General features: G+C 61.9%; 17 protein-coding genes. 7 read left to right on the forward strand and 10 right to left on the reverse strand.

Annotation, left to right across the window (positions count from 1 at the left end; genetic code table 11):
• Positions 1–151 precede the first annotated feature (151 nt).
• Together BW967_RS02205 and BW967_RS02210 are read left to right on the forward strand one after the other, a co-directional pair.
• On the forward strand, positions 152–355 hold the full coding sequence (locus BW967_RS02205) for a DUF1127 domain-containing protein (protein ID WP_076483382.1): 204 nt from the start codon (positions 152–154) through the stop codon (positions 353–355).
• Between the two features lie 469 nt (positions 356–824).
• Positions 825–1,625 carry a 23S rRNA (adenine(2030)-N(6))-methyltransferase RlmJ gene (locus BW967_RS02210; protein ID WP_076483383.1) on the forward strand — a complete coding sequence of 267 codons (801 nt, stop codon included), beginning with the start codon at positions 825–827 and terminating at the stop codon, positions 1,623–1,625.
• A gap of 96 nt (positions 1,626–1,721) precedes the next feature.
• On the opposite strand, the gene BW967_RS02215 is transcribed toward BW967_RS02210, so the two are convergent.
• Positions 1,722–2,768 carry a cytochrome-c peroxidase gene (locus BW967_RS02215; RefSeq protein ID WP_076483384.1) on the reverse strand — a complete coding sequence of 349 codons (1,047 nt, stop codon included), beginning with the start codon at positions 2,766–2,768 and terminating at the stop codon, positions 1,722–1,724.
• Positions 2,769–2,937: 169 nt separating this feature from the next.
• Here BW967_RS02215 and speB point away from each other — a divergent pair, with 169 nt between their 5' ends.
• A complete protein-coding gene (speB, locus tag BW967_RS02220) occupies positions 2,938–3,903 on the forward strand; it encodes an agmatinase (RefSeq protein WP_076483589.1) in 966 nt (321 codons plus the stop codon).
• A 135-nt stretch (positions 3,904–4,038) separates the two neighbouring features.
• Positions 4,039–5,082, forward strand: a complete 1,044-nt coding sequence (locus tag BW967_RS02225; RefSeq protein ID WP_076483385.1) for a DUF475 domain-containing protein — start codon at positions 4,039–4,041, stop codon at positions 5,080–5,082.
• Between the two features lie 73 nt (positions 5,083–5,155).
• On the opposite strand, the gene BW967_RS02230 is transcribed toward BW967_RS02225, so the two are convergent.
• The 7 genes from BW967_RS02230 to ubiT all read right to left on the reverse strand — a co-directional run bounded on the left by BW967_RS02230 (position 5,156) and on the right by ubiT (position 16,178).
• The gene (locus BW967_RS02230) at positions 5,156–7,222 is read right to left on the reverse strand and encodes a methyl-accepting chemotaxis protein (RefSeq protein WP_076483386.1); all 2,067 of its coding nucleotides are present in this window, start codon (positions 7,220–7,222) and stop codon (positions 5,156–5,158) included.
• Positions 7,223–7,319: 97 nt separating this feature from the next.
• Positions 7,320–8,315 carry a dihydroorotate dehydrogenase-like protein gene (locus BW967_RS02235; RefSeq protein WP_076483387.1) on the reverse strand — a complete coding sequence of 332 codons (996 nt, stop codon included), beginning with the start codon at positions 8,313–8,315 and terminating at the stop codon, positions 7,320–7,322.
• Between the two features lie 12 nt (positions 8,316–8,327).
• Positions 8,328–11,960 carry a pyruvate:ferredoxin (flavodoxin) oxidoreductase gene (gene nifJ / locus BW967_RS02240; RefSeq protein WP_076483388.1) on the reverse strand — a complete coding sequence of 1,211 codons (3,633 nt, stop codon included), beginning with the start codon at positions 11,958–11,960 and terminating at the stop codon, positions 8,328–8,330.
• Positions 11,953–13,593, reverse strand: a complete 1,641-nt coding sequence (locus BW967_RS02245) for an NAD(P)-binding protein (protein ID WP_076483389.1) — start codon at positions 13,591–13,593, stop codon at positions 11,953–11,955. The genes nifJ and BW967_RS02245 overlap by 8 nt, the downstream gene beginning before the upstream one ends.
• Before the next feature lie 157 nt (positions 13,594–13,750).
• The gene (gene ubiV, locus BW967_RS02250; protein ID WP_076483590.1) at positions 13,751–14,653 is read right to left on the reverse strand and encodes a ubiquinone anaerobic biosynthesis protein UbiV; all 903 of its coding nucleotides are present in this window, start codon (positions 14,651–14,653) and stop codon (positions 13,751–13,753) included.
• 2 nt (positions 14,654–14,655) lie between these two features.
• On the reverse strand, positions 14,656–15,633 hold the full coding sequence (ubiU, locus tag BW967_RS02255) for a ubiquinone anaerobic biosynthesis protein UbiU (RefSeq protein WP_076483390.1): 978 nt from the start codon (positions 15,631–15,633) through the stop codon (positions 14,656–14,658).
• Complete coding sequence (gene ubiT, locus BW967_RS02260) at positions 15,633–16,178, reverse strand: ubiquinone anaerobic biosynthesis accessory factor UbiT (protein ID WP_076483391.1); 546 nt, start codon at positions 16,176–16,178, stop codon at positions 15,633–15,635. Before ubiT ends, ubiU begins: the two co-directional genes overlap by 1 nt.
• Before the next feature lie 135 nt (positions 16,179–16,313).
• Between ubiT and BW967_RS02265 the strand changes: the two genes are divergently transcribed.
• Both BW967_RS02265 and BW967_RS02270 read left to right on the forward strand, forming a co-directional pair.
• Positions 16,314–17,825 (forward strand): UbiD family decarboxylase, encoded by a 1,512-nt coding sequence (locus BW967_RS02265; protein ID WP_076483392.1) that lies wholly within the window; start codon positions 16,314–16,316, stop codon positions 17,823–17,825.
• A complete protein-coding gene (locus tag BW967_RS02270; protein ID WP_076483393.1) occupies positions 17,822–18,385 on the forward strand; it encodes a UbiX family flavin prenyltransferase in 564 nt (187 codons plus the stop codon). The genes BW967_RS02265 and BW967_RS02270 overlap by 4 nt, the downstream gene beginning before the upstream one ends.
• Here the strand turns inward: BW967_RS02270 and BW967_RS02275 are convergent.
• Together BW967_RS02275 and BW967_RS02280 are read right to left on the reverse strand one after the other, a co-directional pair.
• The gene (locus BW967_RS02275) at positions 18,382–19,644 is read right to left on the reverse strand and encodes an NnrS family protein (protein WP_076483394.1); all 1,263 of its coding nucleotides are present in this window, start codon (positions 19,642–19,644) and stop codon (positions 18,382–18,384) included. The two genes, BW967_RS02270 and BW967_RS02275, sit on opposite strands and share 4 nt — an antisense overlap.
• A gap of 97 nt (positions 19,645–19,741) precedes the next feature.
• Positions 19,742–20,662 carry a hydrogen peroxide-inducible genes activator gene (locus BW967_RS02280; RefSeq protein ID WP_076483395.1) on the reverse strand — a complete coding sequence of 307 codons (921 nt, stop codon included), beginning with the start codon at positions 20,660–20,662 and terminating at the stop codon, positions 19,742–19,744.
• A 117-nt stretch (positions 20,663–20,779) separates the two neighbouring features.
• Between BW967_RS02280 and katG the strand changes: the two genes are divergently transcribed.
• The gene (gene katG, locus BW967_RS02285; protein ID WP_076483396.1) at positions 20,780–22,951 is read left to right on the forward strand and encodes a catalase/peroxidase HPI; all 2,172 of its coding nucleotides are present in this window, start codon (positions 20,780–20,782) and stop codon (positions 22,949–22,951) included.
• Positions 22,952–23,114 lie beyond the last annotated feature (163 nt).

Consider the following 23,114-nt stretch of genomic DNA (forward strand, 5'->3'; position numbering starts at 1 on the left):
CATTTTTCGCAAGGCGGCGTTGCACCCGTCCGCCGTTGTGCAGATGCAGCATTTCCCCCATGTTAGCCCCAACAGCGACGGCGCACCGCAGAGACATCTCGGTCAAGCAGGCGCAGAACAACATACACAGCGATAGCGAAAGAGACGACGAATGGCACTGGCGACCGACATCCGCACTTCCGACGCCGGGCTTTCCCAGGTGCTTGCGACCGTGCGCGAAGCGCTGGCCCGCCGCAAGGTTTATCGTCAGACGCTTTCGGAACTGCGCTCGCTTTCGGAGCGTGAACTGAACGATCTTGGCATGCACCGCTCGATGCTGACCCGCATCGCGCTGGAAGCGGCCTACGGCAAATAAGACTTCCTGAGGCCTCTCCTCCTCCCTGGCCTCGGAGATCGGCGACACCCTCTCTCCTCCTCCCTGAGGGTGTCGCCAAACCCATACCGGCCCTATCTGCCGGAAACCTATCAGGCCCCCTCCTCCTCCCTGGGGCTTGTAAAGAAGGCGGCGGCCTCTCTCCTCCTCCCTGAGGTCGCCGCTCCTTCAACCTGATACCGCGTCCTCTCCTCCTCCCTGGGCGCGGGATATGGTGCTGCTCACCTCCTCCCGAGCAGTACCGGACATACCAAGGCCTCTCTCCTCCTCCCTGAGGCCGCGGTTTTTAACGGCGGTGCCCCTCCTCCTCCCTGGGCGCCGCCGTTTTCCATTTTGGGGCTTTGGCCCCGTCTCCCGGCGACATTTCTGGCAAGATGAATGCAGCCCTTTGCACAGCCCGCTTGCGGGGGCGGGCGGTTGCAGGCAGGAAGGCCGAAAGAGGGATCGACCCATGCTGTCATACCAACACGCCTATCATGCGGGAAATCTGGCCGATGTGCACAAACATGCACTCTTGGCCGCGATGATCGACTACATGACCCGCAAAGACAAACCGCTGAGCTACCTAGAGACCCATTCGGGCCGGGGGCTTTATGCGCTCGATGGGGCGGAGGCCGCGAAAACCGGCGAGGCGGCGGCAGGGATCAGCCGCGCTTTGGCCGAGCGCTGGTTCGACGCCGATCACCCCTATCTACGCGCGCTCAAAACGGTGCGGGACGCGCAGGGCAAAACCGCCTATCCCGGCTCGCCGCTTTTGGCGGCCACGCTCTTGCGCCCGATCGACAGCATTCAACTGTGCGAACTGCATCCGCAGGAATTTGCCGCGCTGAAAGAGGCGATGGCCGAGCATGGCGGGATCTTTCACCAAAAGGATGGGCTGCAAATGGCGCTTGCCATGTGCCCGCCCACGCCGCGCCGGGGGCTCTTGTTGATTGACCCGTCTTGGGAGGTGAAGGCCGATTACGAAACCGTGCCAAAGCTGATGGGGCAGGTGGCGCGCAAATGGAATGTCGGTGTGATTGCGCTTTGGTATCCGGTGCTCGCCGCTCATGTGCCGGTGGCCGAGGCGCAGGCGCGCACGGTGCGTAACCTCAAAGCCGCGCATCCCGAAGGGCTGCTTTCAGAGGTGCGCTTCCCGCCCGCGCGCGCGGGGCACGGCATGGTGGGCTCGGGCATGTTCGTGCTGAACCCGCCTTGGGGGCTGCAAGACGAGGCCGCAAAACTCGCCAAGCTCTTTGCCAAGCTGAAATAGGGCGCCCCATAAGGAAAGGCGCCCCATAAAGAAAGGCGCGAGGGTTTCCCCCCGCGCCAGCCCTTGGGACGCACCCCATGGGACAATCGCTCGATCTTACATCGGCGCCGGTTTCGGCGTGGCCGAGGTGCGCACCGGCAGGGTCGGGTGCACGACTTCGGGTTGTTCGCCGGTCAGCGTGGTCAGGAAGGCGGTGATATCGTCGACCTGTTCATCGCTCAGTTCCGCACCAAGTTGCGAGTTCGCCATGATCGCCACGGCTTGCTTCAGATCCCAAACCTTGCCGGAGTGGAAATAAGGCGCGGTGAGCGCGATGTTGCGCAGCGGCGCGGCGCGGAAGACATATTCGTCATCCGCCGTTTCCGAAACCGCAAACCGGCCTTTGTCGCCTTCGGGCAGCACATCGGCGCCGGGTTTTTCAACCAAACCAAACGGATAGTAGCCGTTGCCGCCGAAGTTGATGCCATTGTGGCAGCTCGCGCAGCCGGTTTCAACAAACAGGCTCAGACCGTTTTTCTCTTGATCGGTCAGCGCGCCGTCTTGGCCCATCAGCCATTGGTCAAACTTCGAGTTCGGGGTTACAAGCGTGGCTTCAAACGCCTCGATCGCGAGCGCGAAATTGTCAAAGGTGATCGGGTCGGATTCGCCCGGGAAAGCGGCATCAAAGGCGCTGACATAGCCATCCATCGATTTCAGCGTCGCCACCACCTGCTCGGGGGTGTTGTTCATTTCCACGCCCGCTTGCACCGGGCCTTTGGCTTGCGCAGCAAGGTCAGGCGCGCGGCCATCCCAGAATTGGGCGATGTTGAAGACCGCGTTCAGCATGGTCGGCGCGTTGCGCGGACCCGCTTGCCAGCCGTGGCCAACAGAGGTTTCCAGCCCGTCAACCCCGCCGATCCCGACGTTGTGGCACGATTGGCACGAGAACAGGCCCGATTTCGACATGCGCGGATCGAAGAACAGCATCGCGCCCAGATCGACCTTATCGCGGGTGACGGCGTTGTTGTTTTCAAGCATCGGCGCTTGCATCGGGATCACTTCGAAGAGCCCTTTGGCCTCTTCGCGTAGCGCGGCATCATCCGCCAAAACGGGCGTGGCAAGGACCGTTGTCAGGGCCAGCCCGAGGGCGATTTTGCGTTTCATGGATGGTTCCTCCGTAGCAAAAGGTAGAATAAATCTAAGTTCACAGGGGCGTGAGAGAGTTGATCCAGATCAAGTTTGGAACGGTTCCAGGTGCGGCAGCCTGACGCAGGTTTTGGTTGACACTTCTACCTGAAAAAGGCCCATACTAACGCCCAAAATGGGGGCGCTGATGGCACTGGAAGACGCGAAAAAACAAGTAGATACGGCATTCACCCGCGCCGAGTTGCGCGGCCTTGCCTATGAAAACGCCTTTGCGGGCGCGCCGTCCTTCTTGCGCCGCCGTTACAGCAAGGATCTGGCTGGCGTCGATCTTGCTTTTACCGGTGTGCCCTTCGACCAAGCGGTGACGAACCGCCCCGGCACCCGCTTTGGCCCGCGCGCGATCCGCGAGGCGGCAACGCTGCAAGCTTTCGATGCGCCCTATGGCTGGGGCTATGATCCGCTTAGTGAAATGAGCATTGTCGATTACGGCGATCTGGCCTTTGACTATGCGCATACGGCGAGCTTTCCCGACCGGGTCACCACCCATATCGCCACCATCTTGGGCGCGGGTGTGGGGGTGATTACGCTTGGCGGGGACCATTTCATCACCCAGCCGATTTTGCGCGCGATGGCGGACCGCCACGGGCCAGTGGCGCTTATTCATTTTGACGCCCATTCCGACACTTGGGCCGATGACGACATGAGCCGGATCGACCACGGCACCTTCTTGTATAAGGCGCTCAAGCTTGGCTACGTTGCGCCCGAAACCACGGTTTCGGTGGGCATCCGCACCGACAACCCCGATACCTGCGGGGTGCATATTCTTGATGCGCCTTTCGTGCATCAAGCGGGCGTGGAAGAAACCGTTGCGCGGATCAAGGCGGTGGTGGGGGAGCGGCCCTGTTACATCAGCTTTGATATCGACTGCCTTGACCCCGCTTTCGCGCCCGGCACCGGCACCCCGGTCTGGGGTGGTTTGGCCAGTTGGCAGGCGGCGGCGCTTTTGCGCGGGCTGGCGGGCATCAATATGGTCGGCGGCGATGTGGTCGAGGTCTCGCCGCCCTATGACCCGACCGGCGTCACCGCGATTGCGGGCGCCCATGTCGCCACCGAACTCGTCGCGCTTTACGGATACACCCGCCGCAAAGGCTGAGCGCCAAGGCTGGGGCGGGTCACATCCGCGCAGGGGCGCTTGCAACGGGGCTGGGGTCTTGCAGCATGGCCCTGCGATGCCTACATCCAGCAAAAGCATTTGCGGCCGGGTCTCGGCCGCCACAGCGGGGACAGAATGCGCAGCGCCTTCCACTACTTCGGCTGGGCCTTCGGCTTCACGGCGATTGGTCTGTTGCTCTCTCTCTGGCTTGGGTTTGTCTACGAACATACGTTCTCGGGGGCGATGTCGTTCTTCTTTGTCGCCTGTGTGCTGGCGGTCTTGGAAATCTCGCTTTCCTTCGACAATGCGATCGTCAATGCCAACAAGCTCAGCCGCATGTCACCGCTTTGGCAGAGGCGGTTTTTGACATGGGGGATCATCATCGCGGTCTTTGGGATGCGGATTATCTTTCCGCTGATCATCGTCGTGGTGGCCGCCCATGTTGGCCCGCTTGAGGCGATACGGCTGGCCGCGACAGAGCCCCAAGAATACGCGAAGATCATAGACGAAGCCCATGTTTCCATTGCAGGATTTGGCGGCGCCTTTCTGATGATGGTTGCGCTGAGCTACTTTGTCGATGAGGGCAAAGAGGTGCATTGGTTTGCTGCGCTTGAGCGGCGGCTAAGCGCTTGCGCCTCGGTCCGGGGGCTGGAGTTGGGCTTTGTTCTGGCACTGGTTTTGGGCGTCACTGCCATTCAACCCGTGCATGAACAGGGCACCTTCTTGGTGGCCGCTTGCACCGGGTTGTTGACCTTCTTGGCGGTGGAGGGCTTGGGGCAGGTGCTCGACCGTGGGGCGTTGGCCTCTGATGTGGCGCGCGGCGGCATTGGCGCATTCCTCTACCTTGAGGTGCTCGATGCCTCCTTCAGCTTTGATGGCGTGATCGGGGCCTTTGCGCTGACGCAAAACCTCTTTCTGATTGCCATCGGCCTTGGCATTGGCGCGTTTTACGTCCGCTCCATGACGGTGATGCTGGTTGAACGCCATGCGCTGTCTGAGTTCCGGTTTTTGGAACATGGGGCGTTTTGGTCGATCTTGGTGCTCTCTGCTGCGATGTTCCTGCAAACACTGTTCCCGGTGCCGGAATGGGCCACGGGTTTGCTGGGCGTGCTCTTCATCGGGCTGAGCTTCATGTCATCGGTGCGTTGGAAACGCGCCAACCCGGAACCCTGCGAATAAGCAAAGCTGCGGTCCAAAGTGAAACGCCGCGCAGGGCACTGCGCGACGCTTCTTCTTTCCGTGGTGGTATGTCTTACGAGGCGGCGCGCAGCGCCAATTCGCTGGTGGCGCTGCCACTATTGCCAATTCGGAACACGCTCGCCTGTGCCGCCAACTGGCCCGCCTGATTGCTCAGCACGGCGACTGCGGCAGAGCTTTCTTCAAACATTGCCGCGTTTTGCTGGGTGACTTGATCAAGCTGGTTCACGGCGGAGTTGATCTCGGCCAAGCCGGTGGATTGTTCCACGGCAGAGCTGGCAATCGCGTGCACCAGCCCGTCGACCTCGCCCACAAGCACGTCAATCTCGCTCAGCGCTTGGCCAGATTCATTGACCAGTTCCACCCCTTGGCGCACCTGCCGCCCAGAGGTTTCAATCAGTTCGGCAATCTCGCGCGCTGCTTCAGAGGACCGCTGCGCGAGCGCCCGCACTTCCGAGGCCACAACCGCAAAGCCACGCCCGGTTTCGCCTGCCCGCGCGGCCTCAACACCGGCATTCAGCGCCAGCAGGTTGGTTTGGAAGGCGATGTCGTCAATCACGCTGGTGATGCGCGAAATCTGATCAGAGCTTTGCGCAATATCGCCCATCGCCGAGATTGTTTGGTCGACCACACGCCGCCCTTCGGTCGAACGGCTGCGCGCCTTACCCACAGCGCCCGCTGCATTGCGCGCGCCGGTGGCCGAGCTTTCCACCGAGGCCGAAAGCTCGTTCAGCGCTGCGGCGGTTTCTTCCAGCGAGGCGGCTTGCGTTTCGGTGCGCCGCCCAAGTTCCGCAGAGGCCCCCGACAGATGCGAGGTTTCAACCCGGATCGATTCAGCGCTGTCCAAGATTGCGCCGACAAGGTCCGAAAGCTGGCCCATCGCCTCGTTGAAATTGTTGCGCAAAGCCTCAAATTCGGGCGGCATCGCGCTGTGAAGCCGATGATCCAATTCGCCCGCACTCAGCGCCGCGACGCCTTTTTCAAAGGCGAAGATCGCGTTTTTCTGGGCGGTGATATTGGTGGCGAATTTGACCACTTTATAGGGGCGCCCTTCGGCATCTAAAATCGGGTTATAGCTCGCTTGAATCCAGACATCCTGGCCGGTTTTCGAAATTCGGCGGAATTCAGAAACCTGCGCCTTGCCTGCGCGCAACTCATCCCAAAAACGGTTGTAAGCGGGGCTTTCGCGCTCGCCGCTCGCTATGAAAACATCGTGTTTTTTGCCGTGCAATTCATCCAGCGTGTAGCCCATGACCGATAAGAAATTCTCGTTAGCAGTCAGGATATTGCCGTGCATATCGAATTCGATCACGGCTTGCGAACGTTGCAGCGCATTGATCTGGCCCGCGCGGTCGAGCGCGAGGCGGAAATCTTCGGTCACGTCTTGGGCAAATTTCACCACGCCCGAGACTTTGCCATCCAGCCCCTTGATCGGGTTATAACTGGCGCGCAAGAATACCTCGCGCCCGCCTTTGGCGACGCGGTGGAATGCGCCCGAGACAAATTCGCCGGTGCGCAACGTATCCCAAAACTGTTTGTAATCGGCTTTTTCCGCCGCGCCCGGCGGCATGAACATGCGGTGATGTTTGCCAATCAGTTCCTCGCGCGAATAGCCCATCGCCGCAAGGAAAGTGTCGTTCATCTCAACGATATTACCGTGCAGGTCGAATTCGATCACCGCTTGCGAGCGATCGAGCGCCGCCATCATCGATTCCCGATGTTTCCGCTCGCGGGTTTTGTCGCTGATATCAGAGGCGAAGTTGAACACCTCGACCACATTGCCCGCCGCATCGCGCACCGGAACGTAGGTGGATTCGAGCCAAACCATTTCGCCCGATTTGCGCACCCGCGTCACCGCCATATGCACCACTTCGCCCGCGCGCAGATCATCCCAAAACTGTCCCGTGCCCACGCTTTTGGCGTAGCTCGGCAGCATGATGATTGCGAGTGATTGGCCCACAAGCTCTTGTTCGGAATAGCCAATAATGTCGCAATAGCACCGGTTGGCACTGAGGATTTTGCCGGTGAGGTCAAAAGAAATCACAGCAAGGGCAGATTCGACCGCAAGGTTCAGCGCATTTTGACGTTGTTCTTGTGGCTTGGGCGGACGGCGAAGGAACATAGCGGCTCCGGACTGGGCAGGAATTCCGCGCCAGCATATGCTCCGCCGATTTATGGGGCGTTAATGTGGATCCGCCTTTTGCAAATAGGCCAATTCCTTAGCCTTTGCCCCAGCTTTGCATGACTTTGATGTAATTGGCGCGCTCATATCCCTCGGGGTCGTCCATCGCCCCATAGGCGAGTTTGCCGCGCAAATCGGCGGGAGTTTCAAGCCCGCGCGCATCAAGCCAATCTTCCACCCCCTTGAGCAGCACGCCGATATGTTCGGGCCCGTGGCGCAAAAGCGCGGAGGTGGTCATCACCACATCGGCCCCCGCCAGCAGATAGCGCACCACATCCTCGGCGCTTTCCACGCCCGTGGTGGCGGCAATCGAACCGCCGAAACGCCCCGCCAAAACGCCGATCCAACGCATCGGTAGCCGCATCTCGTAGCGGCGCGAAAGCTCCAGTTGCGGTTCAACAGTCAGCCGCACCGGGTCGATCTCGGGTTGATAGAAGCGGTTGAAAAGCACCACCCCTTTCGCCCCCGCGGCCACGATCCGTTTCGACATATGCGCGGGAGAAGAGAAATACGGCCCGATTTTCACCGAAACCGGGATCTGCACCGTCTCGCAAACCGCGCTCACCACATCGAGCGTGCGTTGTTCCACCTCCGCGCCCGACATATCCGGGTCGGTGGGCAGGAAATGCACGTTGAGTTCAATCGCGCCCGCGCCCGCTTCGGCAAATTCATAGGCCATATCGGTCCAGCCGGTATCGGTGGTGCCATTGAGCGAGGCAATCACCGGAATGGGCAGCGCGTTGGCCGCCTTTTCCACCACGCTGAGGTGGTTGGAGCTGTCAAAGGCAAAGGCCGATTGCGTCGGGAAATAGCTCAGCGCTTCGCCCGAACTTTCCGAGCCATGCTCGACCAGCTGATCAAGAATGCGCTGCTCATGCCAGATTTGTTCCTCAAAGACCGAGGGCAGCACCACCGCCCCCGCGCCGTGATCGGCCAAGATCTTGAGCACCTCAAGCTTGGCGTTTTGCGGGCTTGCCGAGGCCACAAGCGGGCTTGGCAGATCAAGGCCCAGATAGCGGGTTTTCATCTCCATCTCGGGTCTCCGTTACAGTTTGCCAGCCGCCCCAAGCGCCTGCGCCGGGCCGGGGCCGCCATCCATCGCGGCAAAATCTTCATAGCTGCGGTATTTCTCCAAGATCGCCTGCTGCGCCTCGTCCAACAGGGCGGCGGCATCTTCGGGCCGGGTCGCGGCAAGGGCGGAATAACGCAACTCATTATAGGCGTAGTCCTTAAAGGGCAGCACCGGGCGCGGGCTATCTAGCCGGAACGGCGCCGCGCCGGTGCCCCGCAATTGCGGATCATAGCGCAGGAGCGGCCAATAGCCAGAGGCGACGGCCCGGTCTTGCTGGTTCAGCCCTTTGCGGATGTCAAACCCATGCGCGATGCAATGGCTATAGGCCAAGATAAGGCTTGGCCCGTCATAGGCCTCTGCCTCGCGGAAGGCTTGCAGCGTTTGCTGCGGGTTTGCCCCCATTGCCACCTGCGCCACGTAAACATTGCCGTAAGCCACCGCTTGCAGGGCGAGGTCTTTACGCGCGGTGCGCTTTCCTGCGGCGGCGAATTTCGCAATCGCTCCCAAGGGCGTGGCTTTTGAAGCTTGCCCGCCGGTGTTGGAATAGACCTCTGTGTCCATCACCAGCACATTCACATTGCGCCCCGAGGCCAGCACATGATCGAGCCCGCCATAGCCAATGTCATAGGCCCAGCCATCGCCGCCAACGATCCAGATCGAGCGGCGGACAAGGTGATCCACCACGCTCAGAAGATGCCGCGCTTGCGGGGCCTCGCGATGCGCCAGAAGCCGGGTTTTCAGCGTGGCGACGCGTTCGCGCTGCGCGCGGATCTCGCTTTCGCGGATTTGCGGCGCGCTCAGGATCTCGGCCACCAAATCCTCGCCCACCATCGGCGCCATCTCTTGGGTGAGTGTGCGGGCAAGATCTAGGTGCTTGTCGGCGGCAAGCCGGAAGCCAAGGCCAAATTCGGCATTGTCTTCAAAGAGCGAGTTCGCCCAAGCCGGGCCGCGCCCTTCGGCGTTTTTCGTCCAAGGCGTGACCGGAAGGTTGCCCGAATAGATCGAGGAACAACCCGTGGCATTGGCGACCATCAACCGGTCGCCAAAGAGTTGGCTGAGCAGCTTCACATAGGGCGTTTCCCCACAGCCCGCACAAGCGCCCGAGAACTCAAAGAGCGGTTCAAGGAATTGAACGCCACGCACATTGGCAAAGTCGATCCGCGCGCGGTCATTCACCGGCAGATGTTCAAAGAAAGTCATCGCCTTACGCGCGGTTTCGACAAGCGGTTGCTTCTCTGAAAGGTTGATCGCCTTCACGCCCGGCTCATGGGGCGAAAGCGAGGGGCAAGCCTCGATACACAGCCCGCAGCCGGTGCAATCTTCGACATGGAATTGCAACGAAAACCGCGCGCCGGGGTAGCCACGCGCATTGACCGGCGCGGATTTGAACCCTTCGGGCGCACCTTCCAGCAGGTCTTCGTCAAAGTATTTCGCGCGAATGACGCTGTGCGGACAGACGAACGAACATTGCCCGCATTGAATGCACAAATCCTCGCGCCAAAGCGGCACTTCATCGGCGACATTGCGTTTTTCCCATGCCGCCGTGCCGGTGGGGAAGGTGCCATCGGCGGGCAGCAAGCTCACCGGAATTTCGTCGCCGCGATCTTCCATCATCAGCGCGGTGACGCGGCGCACAAACTCGGGCGCGGTGGCGGGCACGGCGGGCGGGCGCTCGGTCTCTGAACTGGGTGCTTTGGGCACGGTGACCTCATGGAGCCGTTCCAGCGCGCCATCCACCGCCGCCCAGTTTTGCTCGATCACCCGTTTGCCCTTGCGGCCATAGGTTTTCTTGATCGAGGCTTTGATCTGTTCAATCGCCGCCTCGCGCGGCAAAACGCCCGAAAGCGCAAAGAAACAGGTCTGCAAGATCGTATTGGTGCGCCGCCCCAGCCCCACTTCGCGTGCGGCTTTGTTGGCATCAATCACATAGAATTTCAGCCCCTTATCAATGATCGCCGCTTGGGCCGAGCGGGGCAGGCGGTCCCAAACCTTCTCTGGCCCGAAGGGGGCATTCAGCAAGAACGTCGCCCCCGGAGCCGCCACGCGCAACACATCAATCTTTTGCATGAAGTGGAACTGATGGCAGGCCACGAAATTGGCCGAATGGATCAGATAGGGCGCTTTGATCGGGCGCGGGCCGAAACGGAGGTGAGACACCGTCTGCGCGCCGGATTTGTGGCTGTCATAGACAAAATAGCCCTGCGCAAAGCGCCCGGCTTCTTCCGCCAAAATCTTGACCGAGTTTTTATTGGCCCCCACCGTGCCATCGGCCCCAAGGCCATAAAAGACCGCGCGGACAACATCTTGCGGTTCGGTGACAACGCTGGGGTCCGCGGGCAGAGAGGTCAGCCCCACATCATCGGTGATGCCAACGGTAAAGCCCTGTTTCGGCGCATCCCCCGCCAGATCATCATAAATCGCTTTCACCTGCGCCGGGTCAAAGTCTTTGGAGGAAAGCCCATAGCGCCCGCCGGTGATGCGCGGCAGGGTGGCGCGTTTGCCGGTGGCCACGGCTTCGGCCAATGTGGCCACCACATCCAAAAAGAGCGGCTCGCCCGGGGCGCCGGGTTCTTTGCAACGATCGAGCACGGCCAATTTGGTGCACGCAGCAGGCAGCGCCGCCAAGAACGCTTCCGCCGGGAAGGGACGGTAAAGCCGCACCACCACCGCGCCGAGTTTCGCCCCTTGTGCGTTCAGCGCGGCGAGCGCCTCTTCCACCACCTCCGCGCCCGAGCCCATGACCACAATCACCCGCTCGGCCTCTGGGTCGCCGATGTAATCGCACAGCTTGTAAGCGCGCCCGGTGAGCGCGGCGAGTTTTGCCATTTCCTCGGCCACAATGCCGGGCACGGCGGCGTGGAACGGGTTCGCGGCCTCCCGCCCTTGGAAGAACACATCGGGGTTTTGCGCCGTGCCGCGCACCACGGGGTTATCGGGCGAGAGCGCACGGGCGCGATGCGCGCGCACCAGATCATCATCAATCATCGCGCGGATTTGCGCATCGGGGATGAGGCTCAGCGTATTGACCTCGTGGCTCGTGCGGAACCCATCGAAAAAATGCACAAACGGCACGCGGGCGCGCAGCGTCGCGGCTTGGGCAATCAGCGCCATATCATGCGCCTCTTGCACCGAGGCGGAGGCGAGCATCGCAAAGCCCGTCGAGCGCACCGCCATCACATCGGAATGATCACCAAAGATCGAGAGCGCATGGGTCGCCAAAGCGCGCGCCGCCACATGAAAGACCGTCGGCGTCAGCTCCCCGGCGATCTTGAACATATTGGGGATCATCAGCATGAGGCCCTGCGAGGCGGTGAAGGTCGTCGTCATCGCGCCGGCTTGCAAAGCACCATGCACCGCGCCTGCGGCCCCGGCTTCGGACTGCATTTCTTGCACCACGGGGACATTGCCCCAGATGTTGCGTAGATCGCGCGCGGCCCATTCATCGGCCAGTTCCGCCATCGTCGAAGAGGGGGTGATCGGGTAAATCCCGCAAACCTCATTCACGCGGTAAGCGATATGGGCGACGGCCGTGTTGCCATCCATCACCGCTTGCACGGTAGTTACGTCTTTTGCGGAGGCCTCTTGTTGCACAACACTGTCACGCATGGGGGGGCTCCTCCGCAATCATATCAAGCGCGCCGCAGGGGCATTGGTCGTAACAGCTTGAACAGCCTGTGCATTTGGTCAGATCAATGCGGTAGCCGCGGCCCGGCCCGTGCTTCACAATTGCCTCTTCCGGGCAGGCGGCAAAGCAATTGTCGCATTCATAACATTGCCCGCAGGAATAGCACCGCGCCGCCTCATAACGGGCTTCCTTGGTGGTCAGCCCTTTGATGATTTCCTGAAACCCGCCCATGCGCACGGTTTCCGACAAATGCGCCTGCGCGCTTTGCTCGGCATCGGAATAAACGGGCAAATGTAGCGTCGCGAAATCTGCCACCGGCTGGGGTGGGGGCTCGCTGTACGTCTCGCCGCGCAGCCACGCATCTATATGGCGCGCGGCGCGTTTGCCGTGGCCGGTGGAGATGGTGACAGATTGCTGCGCGGGCACCATATCGCCGCCCGCAAAGACGCCCGTGGCCCCGGTCATCATCTCGCCCGAAACCACCACCGCACCATCGGGGGTGAACTCCAGCCCCGGCACGTTTTTCAAAAACCCACTGTCGGTTTGCTGGCCCAAGGCCAGCACCACCGCATCCGCCGAAAGGGTCTCAATCTCGCCGGTGGGTTGGGGGCGGCCCTCGGCATCAATCTCCATCCGCTCGACTTGCAGATCGGAGCCTGAGATTTCCTTGATCGTCGTCAGCCAGCGGATTTTGACGCCTTCTTCGATCGCTTCATCGGCTTCAAAACTATGCGCGGGCATATGCTCGCGGTCGCGGCGGTACACGATGATCGTTTCCGTTGCGCCAAGGCGTTTCGCGGTGCGCGCAGCATCCATTGCCGTGTTGCCGCCGCCATACACCACCACGCGGCGGCCCAAGAGTGGCGGGGTCTCGGACGAGGTTTCATGCAAAAGGTTCACCGCATCCAAAACCTTGGCGGCATCGCGCGCGGGGATTTCAACGCGTTTGCCCAGCCCCGCGCCAATCGCCAGAAACACGGCATCAAACCCGCCCTGTTCCTTTTCGTCCATCAGATCCGTGACCTTGTGGTTGAGTGTGATCCGCACCCCCAAATTCACAATCCGCGCCACATCGGCGGCCAGTTCGGCGCGCGGCATCCGGTAGGCGGGAATGCCGAAATGCATCATGCCGCCCGCAATCGGCCCGGCTTCGCGGATTTCGACCTTATGGCCAAGCCGCGCCAAATGATAAGCGGCCGAAAGCCCCGCAGGCCCGGCCCCCACAATCAACACGCGTTTGTCGGTGTCCGAGCGGAGCTTGTGAAATTCCCAGCCCTCGCGCGTGGCCATATCGCCCAAGAAGCGCTCGACCGCGTGGATTGAGACCGCCTCATCCACCTCGCCCCGATTACAGCCGCTTTCGCAGGGGTGGTAGCACACCCGGCCATGCACGGCGGGCATCGGGTTCTCCTCGGTCAGCTTTTCCCAAGCGGCGCGGTAGCGGCCCTGCATCGCAAGCTCAAGCCACGCGCGAATGTTTTCCCCCGCGGGGCAGGCGGCTGAACAGGGCGGGGTGAGCGTGACGTAGCGCGGATGCTGGCTGCGCACCGGCCCTGTGCCGCGGTTGCCATAGGGGCTGACCGATGGTGTGAAATCCCGAAGCCGCGTGCTCATGCTGTTCCTCCCCAGGCGCAGTGACCGACGGGGCGAGATTAGCGAGGCGGGGAGGGGGCTTGCATGACATAGATCAGCCTAAAGGCGTATTCCTACATCACATTATTGCGCTTGAGGCGGGGCCGGGGGCAGAGCGTTGCCGCCCCCGGCCAAAATCTTAGGCCGGGATCGGATGCGCCCAATCGGAGCCAGAGGGCCCGGTAAAGAAGCCATCGGCGAAGCGGCCACCCGGCGCTTCGGGCAGCAGTTGCGCGACCAGAGCTTCGGGGGTGATATTGCCCGCGATCCGATCAGCATAGGCGGCGCAAAGCCCCATGAAATCACCGGTTTGCGGCGACAGGCGCAGGCTATCAACGCCCGCATCGCGCAAGGCTTCGGTGTAATAGGCCGCGCAGCCGGTGGCGGCGGAAAGCGTTTGCACGCCATTCACCGACAAGAAGGCTTGCCCGTCGAGCGTATCAACCTCGCGCCCATCCCAATCTTCGCCGCAGATGAACTGGCAATTGTCCTTGGCCCGATCATGGAGCCGCGCATGGTAGCAGCGCGCCGAAATGGCAAGCGGCAACCGCCCATGCCCCCAGACCTCGATCTTCACGCCCGCCTCTTTGCCCGCTTTCGCCAAAGTTGCGATCGAGGCCAGCGGCAATTCGGGCGGCAAGCAGATGCGGGTCGCGCCCCGGCGCGCCAGATAGGCCACCGTGCCCTCGTTATAGACGTTCACCAGCGGACCCACCCAGAACGGGGTGTTTTCCGGCAAATGTTTGAGCGCGGTGATATCGTTGATCTCAACCGGAACCCCCATCCCGAAAATATCATCGGTCTGGTTGCGTTCGCGCTTGAGCGTGACAAGCCCGAGGGTTGAGATTGCCACTTCCTTGCCCGCCGCTTGCAGCGTGGCGAGCGCGGTGGGAATTTCGGCTTCCCAAAACGGCAAGCGTTTTGAGCAGACCACTTCGCCCACAACCACCCGCGAGACCGGGGCCTGCGCAAGGTCAGCGTAGAATTTGCGCGTTGCTTCGGCTGTCCAGAAGAACAGGTTCGAGCCTACCGTCAGGTCCATCGTCATCTCCAGGTTTTCGCATAGGCCCCGGCGGTGGCGGATTGGCCTTCTGTCAGCCGGGCAAGCTCTGCCAGCGGCAATTCGCGCCCATCGGCAAGGGCATCGGTGGCGGCGCGGAAGGCGCGGACCACTTCGGCCACATAGGCGCGCGAGCGTTGCCGCCCTTCGATTTTGAGCGCGGTCACGCCCGCTTTGGCGAGCGCCGGAATAAGGTGGCGCGCATCAAGCGAAACCGGGTCTTCAAACACATGGCCGGTTTGTTCCCCAGATGTGAAGCAGCCCTTGCAAAGCGTCGGATAGGGCGCGGGGCGGTCTTTCGGCGTGCGGTGAATGGTGAAGCCGCCAAGTTTCGCCGCCAGATCCGGGCCTTCTTCGGCATAGACCACGTGGGAAGCCGGCGAGCAGACGCCGTTCATATTGGGCGAAAGCCCGGTGGCGTAAGAGGAAAGCGCACAGCGCCCCTCGGCCATCACGCAAAGCCCACCAAAGACGAAAGCTTCGGTTTCCACGTCGATTTCTTTGTTGATCGCGGAAATCTCGGCCACGGTCAGCACGCGCGGCAGCACAACCCGTTTTACATCAAAGGCTTCCGCATAGAAGTTGATCGCATCGGGGTTGGCGGCAGCCGCTTGCACGCTCAGGTGGCGGCGCAGGTTCGGGTGATGCGTCGCGGCATAATCCAAAAGCCCGATATCGGCCAAGATCACCGCATCCACGCCCGCGGCCTCGGCATCGGCCAAACGTTGGTGCCAAAGTTTCTCGCCGCCCGCACGCGGGAAGGTGTTGAGCGCCACCAGCACTTTCGCGCCGCGCTTGTGCGCGCCCGCGACGGCAGGCACCAATTCTTCGGGCGAGAAGTTCAGCCCCGGAAAGTTGCGCGCGTTCGTCTCATCGGAAAACCCGCAATAAACCGCATGTGCGCCCGCCTCCACAGCGGCGCGTAGTGCCGCGGGGGTGCCTGCGGGGCAAACCAGTTCCATCATGTCCAGCCTCCAGCCAGCGTATCGACCCGGTGCAGCACCATGCCGGAGCGTTTTTCCGCCAAGGTGACGGCGGGCTGCACGAAGGGTTTGAGCGGTCCGGCCAATTCGGTCAGTTCCGCTGCAAGATCAAGTTCCGCATCATCAATCGCATTGCGCAGCGCCACCACGGCAGAGGTGTCGCCCTCAACGATCAAATCGCGGGAGAAGAAAAGTGCGTCGCCATCATAGGCGCCGTGCATCATACCAAGGAAACCTGCAATCGGCCCGGCAATGCGCGCCTCGGCCTGAGGCACATTGCGATGCGCGGTCAGCTTCACCTTGCCGCCCCGCAGATCAAGCAAGAGCTTGAAGGGCAGGTCGGTCGCGTCCAGCAAGAAACGCGCTTCGCGATATTGGCCAAGGCGTTGAAACAGGCCCGGATGGCGTTTGGCAATGCGGCGCGCCAAAAGGGTCAGCGTCACCGACAGCGGCGCAAGCGGCAAGGGCCGCATCGCCCGGCCCATCAGCTTGGGCAGGCGGGGGATCTGATCATGGTCGGACATGGCGCTCCTTTCGTCAGGGATTTCTCCCCACTCCTAGATGGGCTGCTTTAACGCGGGTCACAATGCGGCAACTTGATCAATGTCAAACCTTTGATGAACCCTAGATGCTATCGCCACCATGACTTAGGAGGACATATGCGCAGCTTACCCGTTTTTTCCGACCTGCGGTCCTTCCTAGATTGGGCAAAGGGCCGCAATGAGTTACGCGCAATCGCAGAGCCGGTGGGCGTTGAATTGCAAATGTCTGCCGTGCATCGCGCGGTTTTGGAGCAAGGCGGGCCGGTGCTGCGGTTTGACGCGCCGGTGCTGCCCTCGGGCAAACGCTCAAATATCCCGGTGGTGACGAATCTTTTTGGCACCACGTCGCGGGTCGCGGCGGGGCTTGGCTTGCCGCTTGATCAGGTGCCCGCGCTTGGCGAATTTTTGGCTTCTTTGAAAGCGCCCGCGCCCGTTGAGGGGATGCGTGACGCGATTTCGCGCTGGCCGATGCTGAAAGCGGCGCTCTCGACCCGCGTCAATATCTCGAAAAAAGGCCCGGTGCAGGATGTCGTTTTGGAGCCCGGCAAGGGGCTGAACCTCGAAGAACTTCCGGTGCAGCAGTTGTGGCCGGGCGATGGCGGGCGGCTCTTTACGTGGCCCGTCGTCGTGACCCGGCCCTATGGCTCAGATGTTGATGCGGTGATGTCGTATAACCTTGGCATCTACCGCGCGCAGTTGCATGGGCCCGAAAGCATCATCATGCGCTGGCTCGCCCATCGCGGCGGCGCGCAGCATCACCGCACATGGCAAGCGGCGGGCAAGCCGATGCCCGTGGCGATGGTTTTGGGCGCGGACCCGGCGACGCTTCTCTCGGCGGCTTTGCCCTTGCCCGAAAACGTCTCGGAACTCACTTTCTCGGGCGTGTTGCGCGGCCAGCGCTCGCATCTCGTGCCGTGCAAAACCGTGCCGTTGATGGTGCCTGCGGACGCCGAAATGGTGATCGAGGGTTGGATCAACGAGGGCGACACCGCGCCTGAGGGGCCGTTTGGCGACCACACCGGCTATTATAACGCGGTGGAGCCCTTCCCGGTGATGCGGGTCTCTGCGCTGACGCACCGCAAAGACCCGATTTATCTCTCCACCTATACGGGGCGCCCGCCCGATGAGCCCGCGATCATTGGCGAGGTGTTCAACGATCTGGCCCTGCCGGTGATTCGCCAACAAATCCCCGAGGTGAAAGATCTTTGGCTGCCGCCGGCCGCTTGTTCCTACCGGATCGCGGTGGTGCAGATTAAGAAAAGCTACCCCGGCCAAGCGCGGCGCGTGATGATGGCGCTTTGGGGGATGCTGGCGCAGTTCAGCTATACGAAAATGGTGATCGTCGTGGATGACGATATCGACCCGCGCAATTGGGATGATATCGCTTGGGCGATGGCCACGCGGATGGACCCGGGCCGCGATTTGGTGGTGCTCGACCGCACGCCGATGGATTACCTTGATTTCGCCTCCCCGCTCGAAGGTTTGGCGGGCAAACTGGGCATTGATGCGACCACCAAGATCGGCACCGAAACCACGCGTGAATGGGGCACGGTGATGAAAATGCGCCCCGAAGATGAGGCCTTTGCCGAAGCCGTTTTGAAACGGCAATTCCCCGGCGGTGTGAAATGAGCGCGCGGGTGATCTTGGGTGTTTCGGGGGCCTCTGGCGCGCTGTTGTCGCTCGCCGTGGCGGAAGCGCTGAGCGCGCTCAAGGTCGAGATTGATCTGGTGATGTCATCGGCTGCGAAGCTCACCTTCGCGACCGAGGCGGATGAGGGCGCGTTGGAGCGGTTGCTAGCGCTTGCGACCCGCATTCATCCGATTGGTAATGTCGGTGCGGCGATTGCTTCGGGCTCTGCGCCAAGCGCCGGGATGATCGTTGCGCCGTGCTCGATGCGCTCGCTCGCCGCGATTGCCTGCGGGATGGATGATAACCTGCTGGTCCGCGCTGCCTCGGTGCAGCTTAAAGAGCGGCGTCCGCTGATCTTGCTTGCGCGCGAAGCGCCGCTCACGCTTGCGCATCTGCGCAACATGACTTCGGTCACAGAAATGGGTGGCATCATCTTGCCGCCCGTGCCGGCCTTCTATCTGCGCCCGCAAGGGGTGGAAGAGATCGCCCGTCAGATCGGCGCGCGGGCCGTGGATTTGCTCCGTCTCGGCCCGCCGCAAGCGCAAAGCTGGCAGCCTTAATCGTTCAGGCCCTTGATCTGAACGGTGGTGGTCATGCCGTCGCCTTTGCCATGCCCCAAAGGCCGCGCCCCCGGTTCGCCGGGGGTGAGTTTTTTGCCAAAGAGCGCGGGGGCAAGCCCCACCGCCAGCGCCACATAGCCTGCCGCAAAGAAGAGGGCCGAGGCCATCAGCGTGACGGTTTGCTCGCCCGAGACACGCAGCGCGAGCGCCAAGATCAAAGCGATCCCCGCCGCTTTGAGCGGTTTCGTCGCCACGGCGGGGCGTGCCGCGCGGCCAAGGCTCGATTTGATCATCACCGCCATCGACAGGCCCGCCACCGCGCCAATCGCCAGCAAATGGGTCGCGGCGGGGAAGATTTGCATCGAGGTCGCCGCCGACAGCCCCATCGCATATTGGCCAAGGCCAAGGCACATGAAGGCGACATGGAAGCCCGTCAGCAGCGCGTCATTTTTGAACGCCCAGCCCGAGCGCCAGAACATCACGCGGAACAGGTTCGTCGCGCCAGCGAGCACCAGCACCGCACCAAAGGCCCGCACCGGCAAAAACGCGGCGGGCACGCACAGCCCGGTGAAAATCGGCCCCCAACGATCAAGGCTTTTCATCGCATGGGGCAGGGCGGTTTCCCCCGCATGGACCATTGCATTGCGGGTCAGCGCATTGGTAAGTTTGCCGCCAAACGCCGCATTCATCGTGGCACACGCCATCAAACCCGCCATGGCGCCCGTGGCCGCAATACCATCCCAAATGCCCATCCAATCAAGGTGCATGACAAGGTTGGAGATGAAGTGCAGGAAGAAAATCATCACAAAACCAAAGGTTTTGAGCTTGGCGTGAAAGGTCTCGACGGTGATCTTGCCTGCAAAGATCGGCATCGCGACTCGCGCCATCACCACCACGTCAAAGCTGAGATCAATCAGCGCAACCATCGGGGCCGAGAGCGTGGCAGAGGCCGCAACGGCGATCCGCCCCGCGACCCAAAGCGCGGTCAGAAGCGGAAAGAAAAGCCAGCCGGTGAAGCGCGGCGCATTGGCCAAGAAAATCCCCGCCATCACCGCGCCGCCATAGCCAAAAATCAGCTCATGCGCGTGCCAATCAATCGGCATGGCGCGGGTGGGCAAAAGCTCATTGCCGATCCCATGGCCGATCCAATGCCCCCAAAGCCCGGCTGCAAGAGCAGCAAAAAGGGCGGCGGCAAGGTAAAGCGGGCGGTGACCTTCCCGAAGGAAGCGAGGCGGCGCGAAGGTCTGCGCAAAGGACATGGGGCGGCTCCTTGTATTTCTTCTTTCGTGCCCCCAACCGCGCCCCTTGGCAAGCCTGTGACGCGGCGGCAGATAGCTGCACCCAAGCGGGCGTGGCCTAGCCCATCATCGCGCGCGCGGCATCGCGTTGCGCCGCGCCAAGGCGCGCGATCAGCGCGCCAAACGCGCGCAATTGCGCCCCCAAGGGGGAGGAGCGGCGCCACACAAGCCCCACACGGCGCCCCGGCACGGGGGGTGGCAGGCGCACCAAATTGACCTGCGCAGAGCGGGTTTCGACCGGCAGGGCGATCTCTGGCAACAGCGTAACGCCAATGCCCACACCGACCATTTGCACGAGCGTGGACAGCGAAGACCCTTCCATCACCGAGCGGCCCTGCGTGGGACCGGGTTTGCAAAAGGCAAGCGCTTGGTCGCGAAAGCAATGCCCTTCTTCAAGCAGCAACAGCCGCATCGTCGGCAAAGCCTCCGCCGAGGGAACCGGCAGCCCCGCATCCCCCGCCGGGCGCACCAGCACGAAATCTTCCTCAAAAAGCGGCTCTTCAAAAAGCGCGGGTTCAGAAATGGGCAAAGCCATGATCGCCGCATCAAGCCGTGCCTCGATCAGGTCTTCGACGAGCTTCCCCGTCACCGCCTCGCGCGGCAAAAGATCGAGCCCCGCAAAGGTCACCGCGCATTCGCGCACCAGCCCCGGCAAAAGGTAAGGCGCAATCGTCGGGATCACGCCAAGCCGCATTGGCCCGGTGAGCGGCCCCCGCGCACTGCGCGCCAAATGCCCCAACTCATCCACGGCGCGCAAAATCTCGCGCACGCGGGGCGCAAAGGCGGCCCCCAGCGCCGTGAGCCGGATTTGCCGGGCCGAGCGTTCCACCAAAGCGCCACCCACGGCGGCCTCCATCTCGCGGATTTGCACCGAAAGCGCGGGCTGCGAGATCGCGCAATCTTCCGCCGCGCGGCCAAAATGGCCCAAACGGGCGAGCGCATCGAAATAGCGCAACTGCTTCATCGACAGGTTTAACATCAGATTTTCTTATCGAAGCCTTCAGCTATTGCAATTGGAAATTATCGTGCATCGCCCCTAGCTTGTGTGCAGACGGCGGAACACCCCGCAAGACAGGCCTTCAAGGGAGGAACTCTGATGGACGGCAATGATCTCAAAAGCACGGGCAAATGCCCTGTGATGCATGGCGGCGCGACCGCGCTTGGCGCGGATACGATGCGCTGGTGGCCGAATGCGCTCAACCTCGACATTCTGCATCAGCATGATGAAAAGACCAATCCGCTCAAAGGCTTCAACTACCGCGAAGCGGTGCAGGAACTGGATTTTGAGGCGCTGCGGGCCGATTTGCATGCGCTCATGACCGATAGCCAATCTTGGTGGCCAGCGGATTGGGGCCATTACGGCGGGTTGATGATCCGCATGGCGTGGCACGCGGCGGGCAGCTACCGCAGCGCCGATGGGCGCGGCGGCGGCAATACCGGCAACCAACGTTTCGCGCCGCTCAATTCCTGGCCCGATAACGTGAGCCTTGATAAAGCGCGGCGTCTGCTGTGGCCGATCAAAAAGAAATACGGCAGCAAAATCTCATGGGCGGATTTGATCCTTTATGCGGGCACGGTGGCCTATGAATCGATGGGGCTGAAGCCCTATGGCTTTGGCTTTGGCCGCGAAGATATTTGGGCGCCGGAGAAAGACGTTTATTGGGGCGCAGAGACTGAATGGCTTGCGCCGTCCGATGGCCGCTACGGCGATGTTGAAAAGCCCGACACGATGGAAAACCCGCTCGCCGCCGTGCAGATGGGGCTGATCTACGTGAACCCCGAGGGCGTGAACGGCAAACCCGATCCGGCGAAAACTGCGCTGCATGTGCGCGAAACCTTTGCCCGAATGGGGATGAATGACGAAGAAACCGTCGCGCTGACGGCAGGCGGGCACACGGTTGGCAAAACCCACGGCAATGGCGATGCAAGCCAATTAGGCGCGGACCCGGAGGCGGCGGATGTGACCGCGCAGGGCCTTGGCTGGGCGAACCCGACGATGGCGGGCAAAGCGGCCAATGCCATCACCTCTGGCCTTGAAGGGGCGTGGACCACGCATCCGACCAAATGGGACATGGGCTTTTTTGAGATGCTCTTTGGCCATGAATGGGAGTTGCGCAAATCGCCCGCTGGCGCGTGGCAGTGGGAGCCGGTGGAGATTGCGGAAGAAGACCGCCCGCTTGATGCGACGGACCCGAGCAAGCGGCACAATCCGATGATGACCGATGCCGATATGGCGATGAAGGTGGACCCGATTTACAACGCGATCTGCCAGAAATTCATGGCCGATCCGGCGGCCTTCAACGATGCCTTTGCCCGCGCTTGGTTCAAGCTGTTGCACCGCGATATGGGGCCGAAGTCGCGCTACCTTGGCCCTTGGGTGCCGAGCGAAGATCTGGTCTGGCAAGACCCGGTCCCGGTCGGCCCGACGGGCTATGATGTCCCCGCGCTCAAAGCGAAGATTGCCGCTTCTGGCCTGAGTGTGGGGGAATTGGTTGCAACCGCTTGGGACAGCGCGCGGACCTTCCGCCAATCCGATATGCGCGGTGGGGCGAATGGCGCGCGCATCCGCCTTGCGCCGCAAAAAGATTGGGAGGGCAACGAGCCGGCGCGTTTGGCCAAGGTGCTGGGCGTGTTAGAGCCGCTCGCGGCGGAAGCCGGGGCCTCGGTCGCCGATGTGATTGTGCTTGCGGGCAATGTCGGCGTCGAGCAGGCCGCGAAGGCGGCGGGGGTCACCGTCACCGTGCCCTTCACGCCGGGCCGCGGCGACGCGACCGATGCGATGACCGATGCGGAAAGCTTTGACGTGCTGGAACCGATCCATGACGGGTTCCGCAACTGGCTGAAGAAAGACTACGCCGTTGCGCCCGAAGAACTGCTTTTGGATCGTGCACAACTGATGGGGCTGACGGCGGCGGAAATGACCGTGTTGGTCGGCGGGCTGCGGGTGATCGGCGCCAATGCGGGCGGCTCTGCCGACGGGGTGTTCACCGATAAGCCCGGCGCGCTCAGCACCGATTTCTTTGTGAACCTGACCGATATGGGCAACACTTGGGAAAAGGTGCCGGGCGGCTATGAGGTCCGCGACCGGGCGAGTGGGGTGACGAAATGGCCCGCGAGCCGCGTCGATCTGGTCTTTGGCTCCAATTCGATCCTGCGCGCCTATGCCGAGCTTTATGCCCAAGATGATGCGGGCGAGAAGTTCGTGTGCGATTTCGTGTCGGCTTGGGTCAAGGTGATGGAGGCCGACCGCTTCGATCTGCGCGCCTAAGCAATGGCAAAAAAGACGAAAGGCCCCGGCGTGTTCCGGGGCCTTTTTTTATTGTTGGGCTCGATGGGGTCTTTTATGGTCCGGGCGACAAGCCCGGGCCGCGCCTGACCCGCCCCATGGGCGGGCGCATTGCTGCGGCGCGAACAGAACAATCGTCCGAGTT

The organism is Rhodobacter aestuarii, assembly GCF_900156655.1.
GTDB classification, from domain to species: Bacteria; Pseudomonadota; Alphaproteobacteria; order Rhodobacterales; family Rhodobacteraceae; genus Rhodobacter; species Rhodobacter aestuarii.